Source organism: Pedobacter frigiditerrae (genome assembly GCF_004331645.1).
Lineage (GTDB): Bacteria > Bacteroidota > Bacteroidia > Sphingobacteriales > Sphingobacteriaceae > Pedobacter > Pedobacter frigiditerrae.
This window is the reverse complement of the sequence record NZ_SJSK01000001.1, coordinates 584,596-601,118: the sequence shown is the minus strand read 5'-3', so window position 1 is coordinate 601,118 and position 16,523 is coordinate 584,596. Positions and strand designations below refer to the sequence as shown.

The following is a 16,523-nucleotide window of genomic DNA, read 5'->3' as shown; positions in this document are numbered from 1 at the left end:
GGCTTTTTAGTATAATTATTCCTGCTACTTCTTATCAATACTATACTTTCCTGGGCCAATAAAAATCAAACTAAAAAACACAATGCCTAACTCTATAGCATGGCCAGCTCCATCCAATCCATCGCCTTTGGCAAAATGAACTAACGCAGCAATAATCATGGTAATTACCAACAGTAAATTAACAGGACGGAAGAATAAACCCAGAATCAATAAGAAACCACCAATACCTTCAGAAGCTGCGGCCATAAAACCCCATAACATTGGTAAAAAATCAATGTGAACAACTTTCATACTTGCACCAAGTTTTGTCCAACCATCTGGGCCACCCATTAATTTTGGTAAGCCGTGTACCATCATCATTACACCTAAACCAACTCTTAAAATTAATAATCCAGTATTGCGGTATTTACCTAAACTCTCGAAAATTGCCATGTTATAAATAGTTTAATTGAACATCATTTTTAGCTACAGAAAGCGATATGTTTTTGCCAACAACCATTGCTCGGTTATCATCTATATGTCCTGTGGGGAAGTTAAAACAAACAGGATAATCAAATTCCTTTACCAATTCCCAAATCACTTCTTCAGGTGTTTGCCCAAAAGGAATTTTTTCTTCGCTAATTTCATTAAAAGCACCTACAATTAATCCCTTTAGTTTGTTCAGCTTGCCTTTTCTTTTAAGCAAACGCATCATTCTATCAATAGAGTATTCATGTTCACCAACATCTTCTAAAAAAAGAATTTTATCATCGTAGTTCATTTCAGAAACAGAACCTTCAACGGTGATTAATAAACTCAAGTTACCACCAATTAAGATCCCTTTCGTTTTACCCTCACGATTACTAAACTCGCTGGTGTAATGGTAAGATAGTGGTTCCCCAAATAGTGATTTTCTTAAACTTTCCAAAGCTTCAGCCGTGCTGGTATCAAAAGTATAAGGCATTTGCGCATGTATGCTTTGAATAGTTAAATCCGCCAATGCGTGAGAAAGCAAAATGGTAATGTCACTAAAGCCAACCAGCCATTTTGGCTCTTCATTGAAGATGGTAAAATCAAGCAAATCTATAATCCGGATAGTGCCATAACCACCACGAGCAGCAATAATTGCTTTAATGCTTTTATCATCTAAAAACTGTTGTAGATCTGCCGCTCTTTCTTCATCTGTTCCCGAAAACTGATGGTATGATCCACCCACTGTATTTCCAATAACAACTTCCAAACCCCAACTTTTTAAGGTCTCAATAGCACTATCAATAGATTTAGGTAGTTTTTTAGCTGGACAGACAATCGCAATTTTATCGCCCTTTTTTAAATAAGATGGCTGTTTAATCATAGGTAAAATCAATATCTTTGCAAAATAAATAAATAGTTTTGGATAACGATAAAATTAAAAGATATACGGTAACGGCAGCCTTGCCTTACACTAATGGCCCAGTGCATATTGGTCACTTAGCCGGTGTTTATTTGCCTGCAGATACTTATGTGCGCTACCTTCGTAGCAATAAAAAGGATGTAAAGTTTATTTGTGGCTCTGATGAGAATGGAGTGCCTATTACTTTAAAAGCCAAAAAAGAAGGAATTACGCCACAAGAAGTTGTAGATAAATACCACAAAATTATTGGTGATTCTTTTAGGGAGTTCGGCGTGTCTTTTGATATTTATCATCGTACCTCATCCTTAACTCACCACCAAACGGCGTCTGCTTTTTTTAAGAAGTTACATGATGATGGTGTTTTTACAGAAGAAGTTACCGAACAATATTATGATGAGAAGGCGCAAACTTTCTTGGCAGATAGATACATTATAGGTACTTGCCCTAGGTGTGGCAATGAGAATGCTTATGGCGACCAATGCGAAAACTGTGGAAGTACACTTAACGCAACAGACTTAATTAACCCAAAATCTACGTTGTCTGGAGAGCCACCTGTTAGAAAGGAAACCAAAAACTGGTTTTTACCTTTAGATAAATATGAAGGGCAACTAAGAAGTTATATCGAAAGTCATAAAGAATGGCGACCAAATGTTTATGGACAATGCCAAAGCTGGTTAAATGCAGGTTTGCAACCAAGGGCGATGACTAGAGACTTAGATTGGGGTGTAAAAGTACCAGTAAAAGGAGCAGATGGAAAGGTTTTATATGTTTGGTTTGATGCACCTATTGGTTACATCTCTGCAACAAAAGAGCTTTGTAATTACGCTACACTAGACGTTTGGAATCCGAAAGCGGATGAGTATTACATTAACCCAATGGAAGATGATAAGTGTGGTTGGGAAGAATATTGGAAAGATGATTCTACTAAACTAGTTCATTTTATTGGTAAGGATAATATCGTATTCCATTGCATTATTTTCCCAGCAATGTTAATGGCACATGGTGGATTTGTATTGGCTGATAACGTTCCGGCAAATGAGTTCTTAAACTTAGAAGGACAAAAAATATCGACTTCTAAAAACTGGGCTGTTTGGTTAAATGAATATTTGTTAGAGTTTCCAGATAAGCAGGATGTATTGCGTTACGTGTTAACCGCTACAGCACCAGAAACAAAGGATAATGATTTTACTTGGAAAGATTTTCAAGCTCGTAACAATAACGAGTTAGTGGCCATTTTAGGGAACTTTATTAATAGGGTTACAGTGTTAACGCATAAATATTTTGATGGAAAAGTGCCTATGCTTATGACAATTACGGAGCAAGACCAGGCTGTAATTGATGAGTTGGCATTATATCCTGCTAAAATTAGTGCATCCATAGAAAACTATAGGTTTAGAGAAGCATTGGGTGAAGTGATGAATGTAGCTCGTTTAGGTAATAAGTATTTAGCTGACACAGAGCCTTGGAAAGCAATTAAAACAGATGAAGACAGGGTAAGAACTATCTTGCATATTTCATTACAAATTGCGGCAAATATTGAGATTTTGATTGAGCCCTTCTTGCCATTTACTGCCGATAAATTAATGAAGATGTTAAATTATGGCGGTCACCAATGGGAAGATGCTGGGAGCCTTAATTTACTGGCTCGCGGCCACCAATTAAATGAACCTACCTTGCTATTTGCAAAAATTGAAGATGAAGAAGTGCAAGCGCAAATAGATAAATTAAATAATAGCAAAACCGCTAATGCACAAGCAAATGCTACCTTGGTGCCTGCAAAAGAAAACATCACATTCGACCAATTTGGTGCAATGGATATTCGTGTGGCAACCATTACAGCGGCAGAAAAAGTAGATAAAACCAAAAAGCTATTAAAGCTTACTGTAAACACAGGCTTAGATGAAAGAACTGTTGTTTCTGGCATTGCTGAACATTACAAGCCAGAAGATATCATCGGACAACAAGTGAGTTTATTGGTTAACCTTGCGCCAAGAGAAATTAAAGGAATTCTATCACAAGGAATGATTTTAATGGCAGAAGATGCAGAAGGTAAACTAACTTTTGTTGCGCCAACTACCAAGTTTGATAACGGAAGCGTAGTGAGATAATGCTGAATTGAATCTCTGAAACCTTCCAGTTTTCACTGGAAGGTTTTTTTATAAATTCAGAATTTGATTAGAGGTTAATGGTAAGTTCAATGTTTACTTGCTTCAAAAAGTATTCATCATGAGAAACCACTAATAGCGTTCCCTTATATTCATTTATCGTATCCGTCAAAACCTCTAAATTCTGAATATCTAGGTTATTGGTTGGTTCATCTAAAATGATAAGATCAGGAGCAGTGTTGTTAATGGTAAATGAGCAAAGTATCAAACGCATCTTTTCACCACCACTAAGCGCACTGCAAGGTTTATCCCAATATTCCTTTGTAAATAAGAAGCGATTGAGCCTAATCTTTATCTCATGTTCTTGTAATGCTCCTGTATTAAAACTTTGCGCTTGTTCATAAACACTTAATTGATTATTTATTAATGAGTAGTCTTGATCGATATAAATTGCCTTAGTGGTAATGGTCTCTAATGTTCCCGAAATCGGTTTTACTTGTCCCAATATCAACCTGATTAATGTTGTTTTTCCTGATCCATTTGTCCCTTTTATGGCAATGCGATCACCACTTTTAATCTGAAAGCTTAAATCATCTTTCCACAGCAATTGATGATTGTATCCAAAGTTAACAGCATTGGCACTAACCAAAATTTTTCCTTGATGAAGATCTGAGTCTATAAAATTCACTTTCATTTTATCCCTATCGGGGATGTTTAGGCGGAGCTGATGTAATTCCTCTGTTATGCTACTTATTTTCTCGATATGAACACCTTTCAGTTTAGCTGTACTTCTCTCCGCATTATTTTTAAGGGTATTAATCGAAATGGTAGGCAGCCCTGCTTTTTCTTGTTTTTTCTTTCCTTTAGCATCTAATTTCTGCTGCCTTTCTATCGACTCTCTTTCTGTCTCTTTCGCTTTTCGGAGTGTTTTCTCCTTGTTTCTTAGCCCCTGATTTAAAGATTCCATCGCTATTGCTTTCTGCGTTGTATAAAAGTCATAATTGCCACCATAACTTATTATACCGTTTTTACTTAACTCGCAAACACAATTAAGTAGGTTAAGTAGGGTTCTATCGTGGCTTACCACAATTAAGGTGTTTTTAGTCGATTTGATATAATCATAAAGCGTATTTCTGCTATAACTATCTAAGTGATTGGTGGGCTCGTCTAGTAAAACTAATTGAGGCTGATGAATAATAATCCCAGCAAGGAAAGCCCTAGTTTTTTGGCCGCCACTTAGTGTTTCTAGTGGTTGGTTCAAGTCTAGACTGGCCAAGTTCCAATAAGCCAAAGCTGTTGCACAACGTTCTTCAATTGTCCAATCGTCGTTTAATACAGTTAGATTTTCATCAGTTGCATGGCCTTTTAAAATTTCAGCAAGCGCAGTTAATTTATCAGCTATTTGAAGTACTTCGGCAATGCTATTATTATTAAATTGACCAAAATGCTGAGGAACATAGTAAGGGTCTTCACCAGTTTTTAATGAACCAATAGTAGCTTGTAGTTTTCCTGCTAAGATTTTTAAAAGGGTAGACTTCCCAGTACCGTTATTGCCAATTAATGCAATTTTATCGTTTTTGTTTATGTTGAGATTTACATCACTAAATAATAAATCTCTATTAGGGTGTATATAGGTAACACCTTGTAGATAAAGCATGATTTCTTTCTTAAAAATGAATAATTAAAGAATCCCTTTGAGGCGGGTTCTCTTGATTTTTCGCGAAAAGAAATTAAATCCTACATTGATGGTGTTTTATGGGAATGCAAAAATAATAAATCTTAACTTATAATTGCATGTCGACTAAATTTACACAGCCTTCCGTTGCCCTATGGAAGACTCGTCGATTACTTCTTTAGCTTGATTTCTTAAATCGGCTAACTTCTCGAATTCCTCTTCATATTTTGGATGCTCAGTTTTCATCACCTTGTCCCAAAAAGTAAAGTACAACCCGAAATTGCTTTTAAAGTGTGTATGATGTAAGTTATGGTGCGTAGAGGTATTGTGCCACTTAAATATTTTATGACGAACAAACCATTTTGGTAAAAACTCAAAACCAGCGTGGCCAGCAACGTTAATCACTAAAGAATAAATACCAAAAACAGAAATTACAGAGATGTGATGTGGAATGGTAAAAACGAGTACCAACATGATTCCCATCTCTATCATGGCCTCAAAAGGGTGAAATGAGTAAGCCGCAAAAGGGGTTGGATTTATAGATTTATGATGTGTTTTATGAGCAAACTTAAAGAGCGGTTTCCAGTGTAATAAACGATGCGTCCAATAGAAATAAGTATCATGAATAATAATCATGATTAAAAAGCTTAAGAAATAATAGCCATAACCATATTTACTTATCGGGCTATAAGCCATTGTTAGGCCGTTTTTATTGGCCCAAATTACAAATGCTATAAAAGCACTTAGAATCAGGAAAGTATAAATGGAGTAACGTATTTCAAGAAAAACGTGTTTGTTTTGTGGATAACGCTGCTGAATTTTGGTGTGCCAAAACTTCTTTCTTTTCCACACATACAAGGTCAGAAAAACAATTCCTGTAAATAGAAAATATTGGGCCATCATCACTACTGCCCCATTAAACCATTTCGAAATTATTTTATAATAAAACTCCAGTTCCACAGTACAAAGTTAATCATTGTAGGTCGATTAGCATAATTCTATAAAAACCTGTACCTTTTACTAGATTAATGTTTTGCCACCAATGATTGAAAACTTCACATTTTACCTAAGCCTCGTAATCGCCATCGTATTATTGATTATGTTAGCCAATAAAATTAAAGTAGCCTATCCGGTGCTTTTGGTTTTAGCAGGATTAGGGATTTGTTTTATCCCAGGTATTCCCATCATACACATCGACCCAGCACTTATTTTCATCATCTTTCTTCCCCCTTTATTATATGAAGCGGCTTGGTCTATCTCATGGAAAGAGTTGTGGCACTGGCGACGAATCATTTTAAGTTTTGCCTTTGTTGTGGTATTCCTAACGGCGATGTCCGTAGCCCTTGTAGCCAATCATTTTATTCCAGGTATTTCTTTGGCGTTAGGGTTTTTATTAGGTGGCATTGTATCTCCGCCAGATGCGGTAAGTGCTGGGGCAATTTTAAAATTTGTAAAAGTACCCAAGCGAATGTCGTCTATTTTAGAAGGAGAAAGTTTGTTAAATGATGCATCTTCTTTAATTATCTTCCGCTTTGCAATGATAGCCGTGGCAACAGGACAATTTATTTGGTATGAAGCAGCCTTAAGTTTTAGTTGGATGTTATTAGGTGGTGTAGGAATAGGATTATTGGTTGGTTTTGTATTCATGAAAGCACACAAATATTTACCTACAGACGCAAATACAGACATTGTATTATCTATTGTAACGCCTTACTTAATGTACATAGCCGCAGAAGAAGTCCATAGCTCTGGCGTATTGGCTGTAGTAAGCGGTGGTTTGCTTTTAGCAAATAAAAGGCATTTGTTTTTAAGTAGCACATCCCGATTGCGAGGCGTAAATGTTTGGGAAAGTTTTTGTTTCGTGTTAAATGGCTTGGTATTTATATTAATCGGGTTGGCATTACCAGAAATCACAGAAGGATTAAGGAATGAAGGTGTAAGTATTTCATCGGCTATTGGATATGGACTGTTGATCACTTTGGTGCTTATCGTAGGTAGAATTTTATCTGCTTATGGAGCAGTGATCGTTACCTTAATCATGCGAAATTTCATAACTGTTGCAGATACCCGTAGTCCGGGTTTTAGAGTGCCTTTAGTATTAGGATGGACAGGGATGAGAGGTGTGGTATCTTTAGCTGCGGCATTATCAATTCCTGTTCAATTAGCAGATGGGTCTGCCTTTCCGCAACGTAACTTAATCCTGTTCATCACTTTTATTGTAATCCTTTTAACCTTGTTGCTACAAGGATTAACCTTGCCTTATTTAATTAAAAAGTTAATCACACCAAACTTAGAAACAGACTTGTCTGAAGATGAGGTCTATCATCACATTAGAAAAGAGTTAGCCGATCATGCCTTGTTTCATTTGCGAACGAATTATAGTGAACAATTGGAAACCGACCCAGTATTGCAACAAATGTCTAGAAAATGGGAAGACGCAGGTCGATTAGCCGATGATATGGTAATGGCAGAAGCGTGTAAGGTTATTTATTTAGATATTTTAAGCAAGCAGAGAGAATGGCTACACCAAAAAAACAATGAAGAAGCTACGCTCGATGAAGATATTGTTCGTAAACATTTACTGAATTTAGATCTGGAGGAGGAGAAACTGAGGTTTTTGTAATTCATTTAATGGCTGATAATCATTATATTAGATTTAAAAATCAACATGACGCCTCCTCAAGAAAAATTCATTTTATATCCCTATGCATCTTGGTTTTTTGCATTGGCGATACTCATTACCTGGGTTGGGTTTTCAACTACATATTTTGCCAGACTAGGTGCATCAACAGTTTATCATCATATCCATGGCGCAACTGCTGGATTATGGATTGCCTTGCTAATCGTTCAACCTTTATTGTATAAGTATGGGAAGCTAAAACTACATCGCAAATTAGGGTGGATTGCTTCAATTATTTTAGTTCCCCTTTTAGTTTTAGGTGGATTAAAAATGATTCAAATGATGATTCAACGCCAAGATTTTTACCCACCTGGCGAAGTTTATCGACTTTCATTTATTGATTTTTACTCGCTGATCCAGTTTCTGTTGTTTTTTGGATTAAGCTTATATCATGGTAAATGCATTCATTTGCATGCTCGTTACATGGCGTGTACAATCCTTACCCTACTTCCTCCTGCCATTACAAGGTTATTGTTTTTTATCCCGTTTTTAGACACTTTCACCAAAACTCTTAATGTAAGTTTCGCTTGTGTGGAAATAACCTTATTAATTTTAATTTGGGATGATAAAAGAAATGGTAGTTTTCGCAAGCCTTATTTTTTTGCCTTAGTAATTTTTGGATTACTACACCTGTTGATGAATTATGCAGGAGGTTGGGCATTTTGGAAGAGTTTAATGGATGGATATGCTGGCTAATTCTTAATGAGGTTCTGCTTTTGCAATATAAAACTTTTTAAAAAGATGATGGTTATTATAGCATGGAAGCAATTATCTCATCACTACTTAATTTGCTTGAAGAACTTTATGTTGGCTCTACAGGCAATGAAACCTGGGTAATAGATCAAAAACCAGGATATGGATTTAGTAAAACAATTGATCAAGTTGATGCGAAACAAGCCTCGACCTCAACAGTACAAGGTGGCTCTACAATAGCTGCCCATACTGAGCACTTAAGGTGGAGCATTCGCGTGGCACTCGAATTCTTCAATGGAAAAATGCCTTCACCAGATTGGGCTGAAAGCTGGAAAGTTAAACAGGTAAATGAAGAAGAATGGAAGAAGCTGCAACAAGATTTACTTAAGGCTTATCAAGACCTTAAAAACGGAATAGCAGAGAGAAAAGATTGGTCTAGTGAACAATTTAACCAAGGTGTTTTAGCACTAGTTCCTCACGCAGCTTATCATTTGGGCGCAATTAGACAATTGATCATTGCTACAAGGTAGAAGTTATTTCGATCAATATGGTAATCTAACAAATCATAAAGTTGTTTGAAAAATACATTAGTTTTACTGACCAATTCCGTAAACTAAATATGCTATATTTTAAAACAATAACCTTCCCTGATGATGTTACACAACATCAAATCGAAACTGCATTAAGAAAATCAGCCATTAAGAAGACAACGGTATTAGATTTTCAAAAATCGGTAATTGACGTCAATAGAGATAAAGACTTTTTAGGTTTTGAAAGCAAGAAATCTTTAAGCTTTACAAGAACCAAAACCTCCTTAGAGTTCATGTTGCCAAAGCTAATCATCAACTTGCCTAAAGATGAGTTGGCAACGTCTTATAAAATTAGATTAAGTGCAGTACCTTTTACCATATGTTTAATTTTAAGTATGGGGATTTTAACAGCTTTTGTTGGCTTATTAAAAGGCACGTACATCTTTGAAGAAATGAGTCCGGTTTTTGTCGGGGCAATGCTGTTTTTCTTACTCCTTATGTTAGAACTTAAAATTACCAATGCTAGAATAGTTAAGAGCATTAATAACAGCGTGTAGATATAACTAAGAGGTTTAAAAATGTAACTTAAGATCAGTATGAAGTTGATATTTTGCTACTACATTTTCGTTCCCTGATTTTGAACCACATCAATTTAAATATTAACTTTAGTAAACAGATAGAACTAAGATGACTACAAGAAGAAATTTTTTACAAAAAGGAATATTGGGCGTAACTGCAGCAACACTGATAAATATCCCATCAGTTTTCGCGGAGCCTGTTGCACGTAATGTCGCAGGTGAAGACTCTTTTAAATTAGGGATCGCAGGTTATAGCTTTCTTAATTTTAACCTTGACGAATCACTTAAAATAATGAAAAAGGTTGATGTACATTATCTCTGTATCAAAGACTTTCATTTGCCTTTTAAAAGTACAACAGAAGAAATTGCAGCCTTTCATGCTAAATTGAAGGACAATAATGTAGTAGGATATGCTGTGGGCCCCATATACACTAAAACTAAAGAAGAGATTGACAAAGCATTTGATTACGCAAAAAGGGTTGGTGTTGATTTGTTGATAGGTATTCCAGCCCATGCCGATCTGGAATACGTTGCCAAAAAAACAAAAGAATATGATATTCGCTATGCCATCCATAATCATGGCCCCGAAGACAAGCTATATCCAAATGCAGAAAGCATTTATAACCTCATTAAAAACCTAGATCAACGCGTTGGTATATGCTTTGATATGGGACATAACAAAAGAGATGGACGAGATTCAGTTGCAGACCTTCAGAAGTTTTCAAAACGGATTTTTGACATGCATTTAAAGAATGTAACTGAAGCTGCAAATAAGGGTACCACTTGCGAACTAGGTCGTGGGGTGATTGATATTCCGGCATTCGTAAAAATGTTAAGAAAGGTTAATTACAAAGGCTCTTGTAGTTTGGAGTACGAAAAAGACATGAAAGACCCATTAGCAGGAATAGCTGAATCTGTAGGTTATTTTAGAGGTGTATGTGATGCTACCCGCTAGATCTTTTTACCTTGGCTGTAGTTCACCAAACTAAATTAGATTACTTTCAAAACAAAAAGCCACCAATTTGGTGGCTTTTTGTTTAGGCCAGAATGGATGAAATAAGCGAGTGCCATCTCTCAGCATCCAATACATTTCGTCAAAACAGTAGTAATAATGTTCAATGAGTTTACATTAATGGTAATCTATTATATATTTATCATAGATGATCCATTAAGGAGAAGCTTACATGGAAAATTAGCTAAACCTATGTTAAAGCTTTTTTGAAATCATCCGCATAAAAACCAAATAAATGAATTGTATGTTTAAGAAAATGTTAGCCGTCGCATGGGTTGTCTTGGTTATCATGGGAATATCCGAAAAAACCTTCGCACAGCAAAAAACTACACCCTCTAAAGACACTGAAGCAGTTGTCGAAGATGGTGGCACAGGTCCCTACAAAGCTATAATGGCAGTCGAGACAACACTTCCCACACATACTGTATTTCATCCTAAAAATCTAAATCTCTTTAACACCAAAAATAGATTGCCAATAATTGTATGGGGAAATGGTGCTTGTGCCAATTCGCCTTGGGAGCATGTGAATTTTTTATCCGAAGTATCGTCTTACGGTTTTTTAGTGGTGGCAATAGGTACTATTTCTGAAGATAAAACTGATAACAGAAAATCAACCTCATCTCAGCTTACCGATGCAATTAATTGGGCTATTGCACAGAATAATGATAAAAAAAGCGCTTATTATAATAAGATTGACGTAAAGAAAATTGCGGTGAGTGGGATGTCATGCGGAGGCTTGCAGACATTAGAGGTTGCGTCTGATGCTCGAGTTACCACAGTAGTGGTTTGCAATAGTGGTATTTTTAAAACTCCAGGCAATGGTATTAGTAATATGCCTAAACTTACTAAGGAAAGCTTGAAAAAAATCCATTCGCCTACTTTGTATATTTTGGGTGGAGTAAAGGATATCGCCTATGACAATGGAATGGATGATTATCAGCAAATCAATCACGTACCCATTTTTATGGCAAATATGGATGTAGGGCATGGAGGAACCTATCGTGAGCATCATGGAGGTGAATTCGCTAAGTTGGCCATCTCATGGTATAAATGGCAGTTAAAGGGAGATAAGGAAGCAGCTAAAGTTTTTGAAGGTGAGCCTGCTGGATTGTCCAAAAACCCAAAATGGAGATTTGAGAAAAAGAAGATACCTTAACAGAGATTAAATTGGGATTAATCTTTTTAGCACATCTATAAATTGTTTCCGATTAAAAAAGGAGTTGTCCTAGTAAATAATTTTTTCTCTTGGATAGCGTATCTTCGAATATAGTATGAGCATTGAAAACTACGACAAGTATTGCAGTAAATTTTAAAATTGATTGCCGTGGCAGAGAATAAAGCTACGGACCCAAAATAATGTGTATATCAAATATATGAGTGGTTTAAATTCAGATTTTACCAAATATCAATCTAATGTAAGACTTGGTCAGCTAGGTAGTTGTACAGTCGTTTCATTTCAAGCACAAATCGTTTGTATTTCGATCCCTAAGTTATGATGTTCAAAAGAATAGCTAATTCAAGCGTAATATTACTCTTTATTGCTATGTTATTAATGTGTAATGTAGCTCTGGGGCAAAATACTCCAAATTTCATTACGCTAACCACCAAGAATGGATTATCATCAAATACAGTTAATACTATTCTTCAAGACCGCAATGGACTAACCTGGTTCGGTACCAACGATGGCCTTAACAAATTTGATGGCACCAATTTTACAGTATATACCAATAAAAGCAAGGATAGTACAAGTATTCCTTCCAATAACGTAACTGCCCTTTTAGAAGATAAATCAGGCAGGTTATGGGTAGGAACAAGTGCCGGAGGCTTGTGTTTCTATGACTCTAAAAAGAATACATTTACCTCATTTACTGGTGATGGGATACCTGGTCGGACTGGTCAATTTAATGTTTTGACCCTATATGAGGATCAGAGTGGAAATATTTGGGTTGGCACCTTTGGTGGATATAGAATAATTAACCCTAAGACATTTAAGGTAAGGAATGTTGGGATCAATACCTTTATGGGAAATGGATCTAGCGTGCTCTCATTTTCTCAGGGAAACAGTAATAAGATGTGGGTTGGAACAAATGTGGGCCTTTTAGCAGTTGATTTAAAATCTGGCATAACCGAGAAATTCATTCATAACCCATCAGATCCAAACAGTCTTAGTAACAATTGCATTAGCACGATCATTAAAGATGAAAGTGGTCGTATATATTTTGGCACTAACCGAGGGCTGAATATGTTGATAAGCGAAAATGGTCAGTTTAAGGCATTTTTGCAACCAAGTAGTAATCAGCTCTCGGATAATTTAATTTACGAGACTAGCTTAGCCAAACAAGGCAAGATTTGGATCGGGACAGAAGAGGGAGTGAGTATTTTCGATACTAAAACACAAACCTTCTCTAACATTCGACCTAACAGACGAGAGCCTTTCGGTTTGAGCCATAAATCTGTAAGAAGCATTTGTATGGCCAAAGATGGGATAATTTGGCTTGGAACTTTTCAGGGTGGAGTGAATAAGTTGGACCCAAATTTGGCTCTTTTTAATCTAAAACATAGCAGTCCCTTTGATCCCAAAGGTTTAAGATCTCCAATTGTTACGTCTTTTGTAGAACATAAAAAAGGTAAGCTATTTATTGGCACAGATGGAGGTGGAGTGCATTATTTTGATAGGAGCAGTGGGCTTTTTGAACATATTAATGTGAAGAGCAAGATTGATAATTCTGGGAACCCACTTTCCATACTTGCACTTGACTTAGACACTCGTGGTTTTTTGTGGATAGGGACTTATCAGGATGGGCTATTCTGTTATAATATGTTAACAAAAAGCTATAAGCAATTTCTAGCTGGCCCTTTAGCCAGTGATTTGAGCCAGAATGATATTTTCTTCGTGAAAGAAGACAGTAGAGGAATGATTTGGATAGGTACAAATGGAAATGGAGTTAATGTATACAATCCAAAGACCAATCTTTTTACACGTTATGGAACCTATCTTATCCCTCCTATGTTACTGCCAAGCAATGGATACATGCGTGCCATTTCAGAGGATGCCAAAGGAGACATCTGGTTGGCCTCCAATGGAACTGGAATAGCCGTTTATCAGCATAAAACAGGAAAGTTCAAACTATATAATAAGGCAAATAGTGGGCTTTCTAATGATGTGGTGTTGAGTTTACTGCATGACAGTAAAGGCAATTTATGGGCAGGCACAGATGGTGGAGGCTTAGATTTTTTTGATCCTCGAACTGGTAGGTTTACCAATTTCAACGAATCGAATGGTCTTCCAAGCCCAATTGTCTACAAGATACTCGAAGATCACGCTGGGGTTATATGGTTCAGTACGGATAGGGGAATTAGCAGTCTTAACCCTAAAACCAAGAAAATCAAAAACTTTGGTCGCCCTAATGGATTACAAGATAGCCCATTTGTGCTAGGCTCTGGGACTACTACTTCAGACGGAGAACTTTATTTTGGTGGACAAGAAGGCTTCAATTACTTTTTTCCAAGGGACTTACCTGCTACAAAAACTGCCCCAAGTGTGTTGCTTACTGAGCTGAAGGTCGCTAACATTGTAGTGCTTCCCGGTGAAAAATCGCCTATTAAAGAACAGATTGGATTTGCAAAAAAAATAGATTTAAACTACGGTCAGAACTTTTCCATCGGCTATACAGCTCTGAACTATACAGCTCCTGAACAAAACAATTACTCCTACCGCCTTGTAGGCCTTGAGGATAAATGGAATTACGTAGAAAGGGAAAAGACAGCCTATTATACCAATCTAGACCCAGGCAATTACACTTTTCAGGTAAGGGCAAGTAATAACGATGGTTCCTGGAGCAATAAGGTAACCTCTATATCCGTACATGTGCAGCCCCCTCTATGGCGCACTGTTTATGCATATGCTTTTTACGTAATTGCAATTGGCACTATGTTATTTGCAATTAGACGAAGAGGAATTCAACGCATAACACGGCAACTTGCGCTAGAGCAAGAGCAAATCAATATCCAACAAAAGATACTTCAGCAGCAAAGAGAAGCAGAACGTGCACATGCATTAGACATACAAAAAATCAAGTTCCTCACTAACTTAAGCCACGAGTTTAGAACACCCATCTCACTCATATTAGCCCCTGTGGATAAATTGCTTTCTGTTAAGCAAGATCAATATGTATCTGGCCAGGTAAAAATGATCAAGAGGAATGCCCGTAGATTGCTGAACCTTGTTAACCAGCTACTCGATTTTAGAAAGATGGAAGAACAAGAGTTGAAATTGAACCTGAGCCAAGGCGATTTAATCCTCTTTGTTAAGGAAGCAGCAGAAGCTTTTCAAGACCTTTCCGATCGGAAAAAAATCTCTCTTCAAGTGAGCAGTGATGCGCCTAGTTTACAAACTTATTTTGATCAGGATAAAATGGAGCGGATTATATTCAATCTGCTCTCTAATGCTTTCAAATTTACACCAGAAGGTGGAACGGTCAGTTTAAGGATGTCATTGCAAATTTCACCTAGCAACTCCAAACCTATATTTGATATTGCAGTTTCGGATACGGGAATTGGGATAGCCCCTGAGAACAAGGTTAAGGTCTTCGATCGTTTCTTTATGGGTAATAATGTAAGTTCGATTCTAAATCAAGGAAGTGGGATTGGATTGTCGATCGTGAAAGAATTTATAGAATTGCATGGAGGCGAGATCACATTGGAAAGTGAACTTGGCAAAGGATCTACTTTTCTGGTTTCCCTACCCGTAGAGATAATAGAGCAAGAGCAAGTATCTGGCTCTGAAAACAATGACTATGTATTGGGTGAGATGACTGATTTCCAATCGGAAGTTGACCAAGGTTCGGCAGTTACCAATGGAAAAATAGCAACTGTTCTTTTAGTAGAGGACAATGAAGAGTTTAGATTCCATTTAAGGGATAGCCTACAACCCTATTACCAAATTATTGAAGCATCAAATGGGAAAGAAGGATGGCAAAAAACACTTTCTGGACACCCTCAGTTAGTGGTAAGTGATATCAGTATGCCAGAAATGAACGGTATCGAACTTAGTCAAAAAATCAAGGCCGACAAAAGGACCAGCCATATTCCCGTAATTCTACTTACAGCAATTAGTGGAGAAGAGGACCAAATAAAAGGCCTGAAGTCTGGAGCTAACGATTACCTTACCAAGCCTTTTAATTTTGATATTCTACAAGCAAAGATTGAGAATTTGTTACTGTTCAACCGATCAGTAAAGAATGCTTATTCAAAACAAGTCAAAGTTGAATCCAAGGAAATAGAAATCGAATCAAGCGAGGTTAAGTTATTGAGCAAAATCGTAAAGTATATAGACGAGAAGTTAAATAATCCAGAATTATCTGTTGAAGAATTGAGTAAGCATGTTGGAATGAGCAGAGGCTCATTATATCATAAGCTATTGGAAATAACTGGTCTTACACCAATTGAGTATATCCGATCAGTTAAATTAGAAAGAGCTGTAGAGCTATTGGAAAAAAGTGATTATAATGTTGCACAAATTGCATACATGACAGGATTTGGTACGCCTAGTTATTTCTCAAGGCTTTTTAAGGCTCAATTTAATATGCTTCCTTCAGAATATATCAATGCAAAGCGCAAGGATAAAAAAGATCATTCGTAACAATAACCTACAATGTTGACAGAGAAAACATTTGTGGGTTATTCTTGAACAAATCACCTATTCAATTTATTGAACATGGACTAGATTTGGATAAATCAAATATACGTATGGACCATTACTACAAAAAATTCCTGTTACTTGTTTGGCATATTGCATTAAAGGAGAAAATCAATATTTGTGCTTAAAAGGCTTAATTCCCGCTAGATAAACCGATACAATGGCAAATAAATCAATTGG

At 36.6% G+C, this 16,523-nt stretch carries 12 protein-coding genes; 8 read left to right on the top strand and 4 right to left on the bottom strand.

The window, feature by feature from the left end:
- Positions 1-24: 24 nt before the first annotated feature.
- Together EZ428_RS02525 and EZ428_RS02520 are read right to left on the bottom strand one after the other, a co-directional pair.
- Complete coding sequence (locus EZ428_RS02525; protein ID WP_131551531.1) at positions 25-432, bottom strand: DoxX family protein; 408 nt, start codon at positions 430-432, stop codon at positions 25-27.
- A 1-nt stretch (position 433) separates the two neighbouring features.
- On the bottom strand, positions 434-1,333 hold the full coding sequence (locus EZ428_RS02520; protein ID WP_131551530.1) for a S66 peptidase family protein: 900 nt from the start codon (positions 1,331-1,333) through the stop codon (positions 434-436).
- 38 nt (positions 1,334-1,371) lie between these two features.
- Here EZ428_RS02520 and metG point away from each other — a divergent pair, with 38 nt between their 5' ends.
- Positions 1,372-3,480 (top strand): methionine--tRNA ligase, encoded by a 2,109-nt coding sequence (gene metG, locus EZ428_RS02515; RefSeq protein WP_131551529.1) that lies wholly within the window; start codon positions 1,372-1,374, stop codon positions 3,478-3,480.
- A gap of 67 nt (positions 3,481-3,547) precedes the next feature.
- Here metG and abc-f read toward each other — a convergent pair whose 3' ends face one another.
- Complete coding sequence (gene abc-f, locus EZ428_RS02510; protein ID WP_131551528.1) at positions 3,548-5,134, bottom strand: ribosomal protection-like ABC-F family protein; 1,587 nt, start codon at positions 5,132-5,134, stop codon at positions 3,548-3,550.
- A 150-nt stretch (positions 5,135-5,284) separates the two neighbouring features.
- A complete protein-coding gene (locus EZ428_RS02505) occupies positions 5,285-6,112 on the bottom strand; it encodes a sterol desaturase family protein (protein ID WP_131551527.1) in 828 nt (275 codons plus the stop codon).
- A gap of 82 nt (positions 6,113-6,194) precedes the next feature.
- Between EZ428_RS02505 and EZ428_RS02500 the strand changes: the two genes are divergently transcribed.
- The 7 genes from EZ428_RS02500 to EZ428_RS02470 all read left to right on the top strand — a co-directional run bounded on the left by EZ428_RS02500 (position 6,195) and on the right by EZ428_RS02470 (position 16,286).
- Positions 6,195-7,775, top strand: a complete 1,581-nt coding sequence (locus EZ428_RS02500; protein WP_131551526.1) for a Na+/H+ antiporter — start codon at positions 6,195-6,197, stop codon at positions 7,773-7,775.
- Between the two features lie 45 nt (positions 7,776-7,820).
- A complete protein-coding gene (locus tag EZ428_RS02495; protein WP_131551525.1) occupies positions 7,821-8,528 on the top strand; it encodes a hypothetical protein in 708 nt (235 codons plus the stop codon).
- A gap of 62 nt (positions 8,529-8,590) precedes the next feature.
- The gene (locus tag EZ428_RS02490; protein ID WP_131551524.1) at positions 8,591-9,055 is read left to right on the top strand and encodes a DinB family protein; all 465 of its coding nucleotides are present in this window, start codon (positions 8,591-8,593) and stop codon (positions 9,053-9,055) included.
- 89 nt (positions 9,056-9,144) lie between these two features.
- Positions 9,145-9,612, top strand: coding sequence for a hypothetical protein (locus EZ428_RS02485; RefSeq protein ID WP_131551523.1), 468 nt, complete (start codon positions 9,145-9,147; stop codon positions 9,610-9,612).
- A gap of 130 nt (positions 9,613-9,742) precedes the next feature.
- Entirely contained in the window at positions 9,743-10,588 is an 846-nt protein-coding gene (locus EZ428_RS02480; protein WP_131551522.1) for a sugar phosphate isomerase/epimerase family protein, read from the top strand.
- A gap of 301 nt (positions 10,589-10,889) precedes the next feature.
- Entirely contained in the window at positions 10,890-11,801 is a 912-nt protein-coding gene (locus EZ428_RS02475; RefSeq protein ID WP_205945589.1) for a poly(ethylene terephthalate) hydrolase family protein, read from the top strand.
- 336 nt (positions 11,802-12,137) lie between these two features.
- Positions 12,138-16,286 carry a hybrid sensor histidine kinase/response regulator transcription factor gene (locus EZ428_RS02470; protein WP_131551521.1) on the top strand — a complete coding sequence of 1,383 codons (4,149 nt, stop codon included), beginning with the start codon at positions 12,138-12,140 and terminating at the stop codon, positions 16,284-16,286.
- The last annotated feature ends 237 nt before the right edge of the window (positions 16,287-16,523 follow it).

Excerpts from the sequence above, each read along its gene's own strand:
- EZ428_RS02525 (WP_131551531.1), bottom strand. The coding sequence starts at position 432 with ATGGCAATTTTCGAGAGTTTAGGTAAATACCGCAATACTGGATTATTA.
- EZ428_RS02520 (WP_131551530.1), bottom strand. The coding sequence starts at position 1,333 with ATGATTAAACAGCCATCTTATTTAAAAAAGGGCGATAAAATTGCGATT.
- abc-f (WP_131551528.1), bottom strand. The coding sequence starts at position 5,134 with ATGCTTTATCTACAAGGTGTTACCTATATACACCCTAATAGAGATTTA.
- EZ428_RS02500 (WP_131551526.1), top strand. The coding sequence starts at position 6,195 with ATGATTGAAAACTTCACATTTTACCTAAGCCTCGTAATCGCCATCGTA.
- EZ428_RS02495 (WP_131551525.1), top strand. The coding sequence starts at position 7,821 with ATGACGCCTCCTCAAGAAAAATTCATTTTATATCCCTATGCATCTTGG.
- EZ428_RS02490 (WP_131551524.1), top strand. The coding sequence starts at position 8,591 with ATGGAAGCAATTATCTCATCACTACTTAATTTGCTTGAAGAACTTTAT.
- EZ428_RS02485 (WP_131551523.1), top strand. The coding sequence starts at position 9,145 with ATGCTATATTTTAAAACAATAACCTTCCCTGATGATGTTACACAACAT.
- EZ428_RS02480 (WP_131551522.1), top strand. The coding sequence starts at position 9,743 with ATGACTACAAGAAGAAATTTTTTACAAAAAGGAATATTGGGCGTAACT.
- EZ428_RS02475 (WP_205945589.1), top strand. The coding sequence starts at position 10,890 with ATGTTTAAGAAAATGTTAGCCGTCGCATGGGTTGTCTTGGTTATCATG.
- EZ428_RS02470 (WP_131551521.1), top strand. The coding sequence starts at position 12,138 with ATGATGTTCAAAAGAATAGCTAATTCAAGCGTAATATTACTCTTTATT.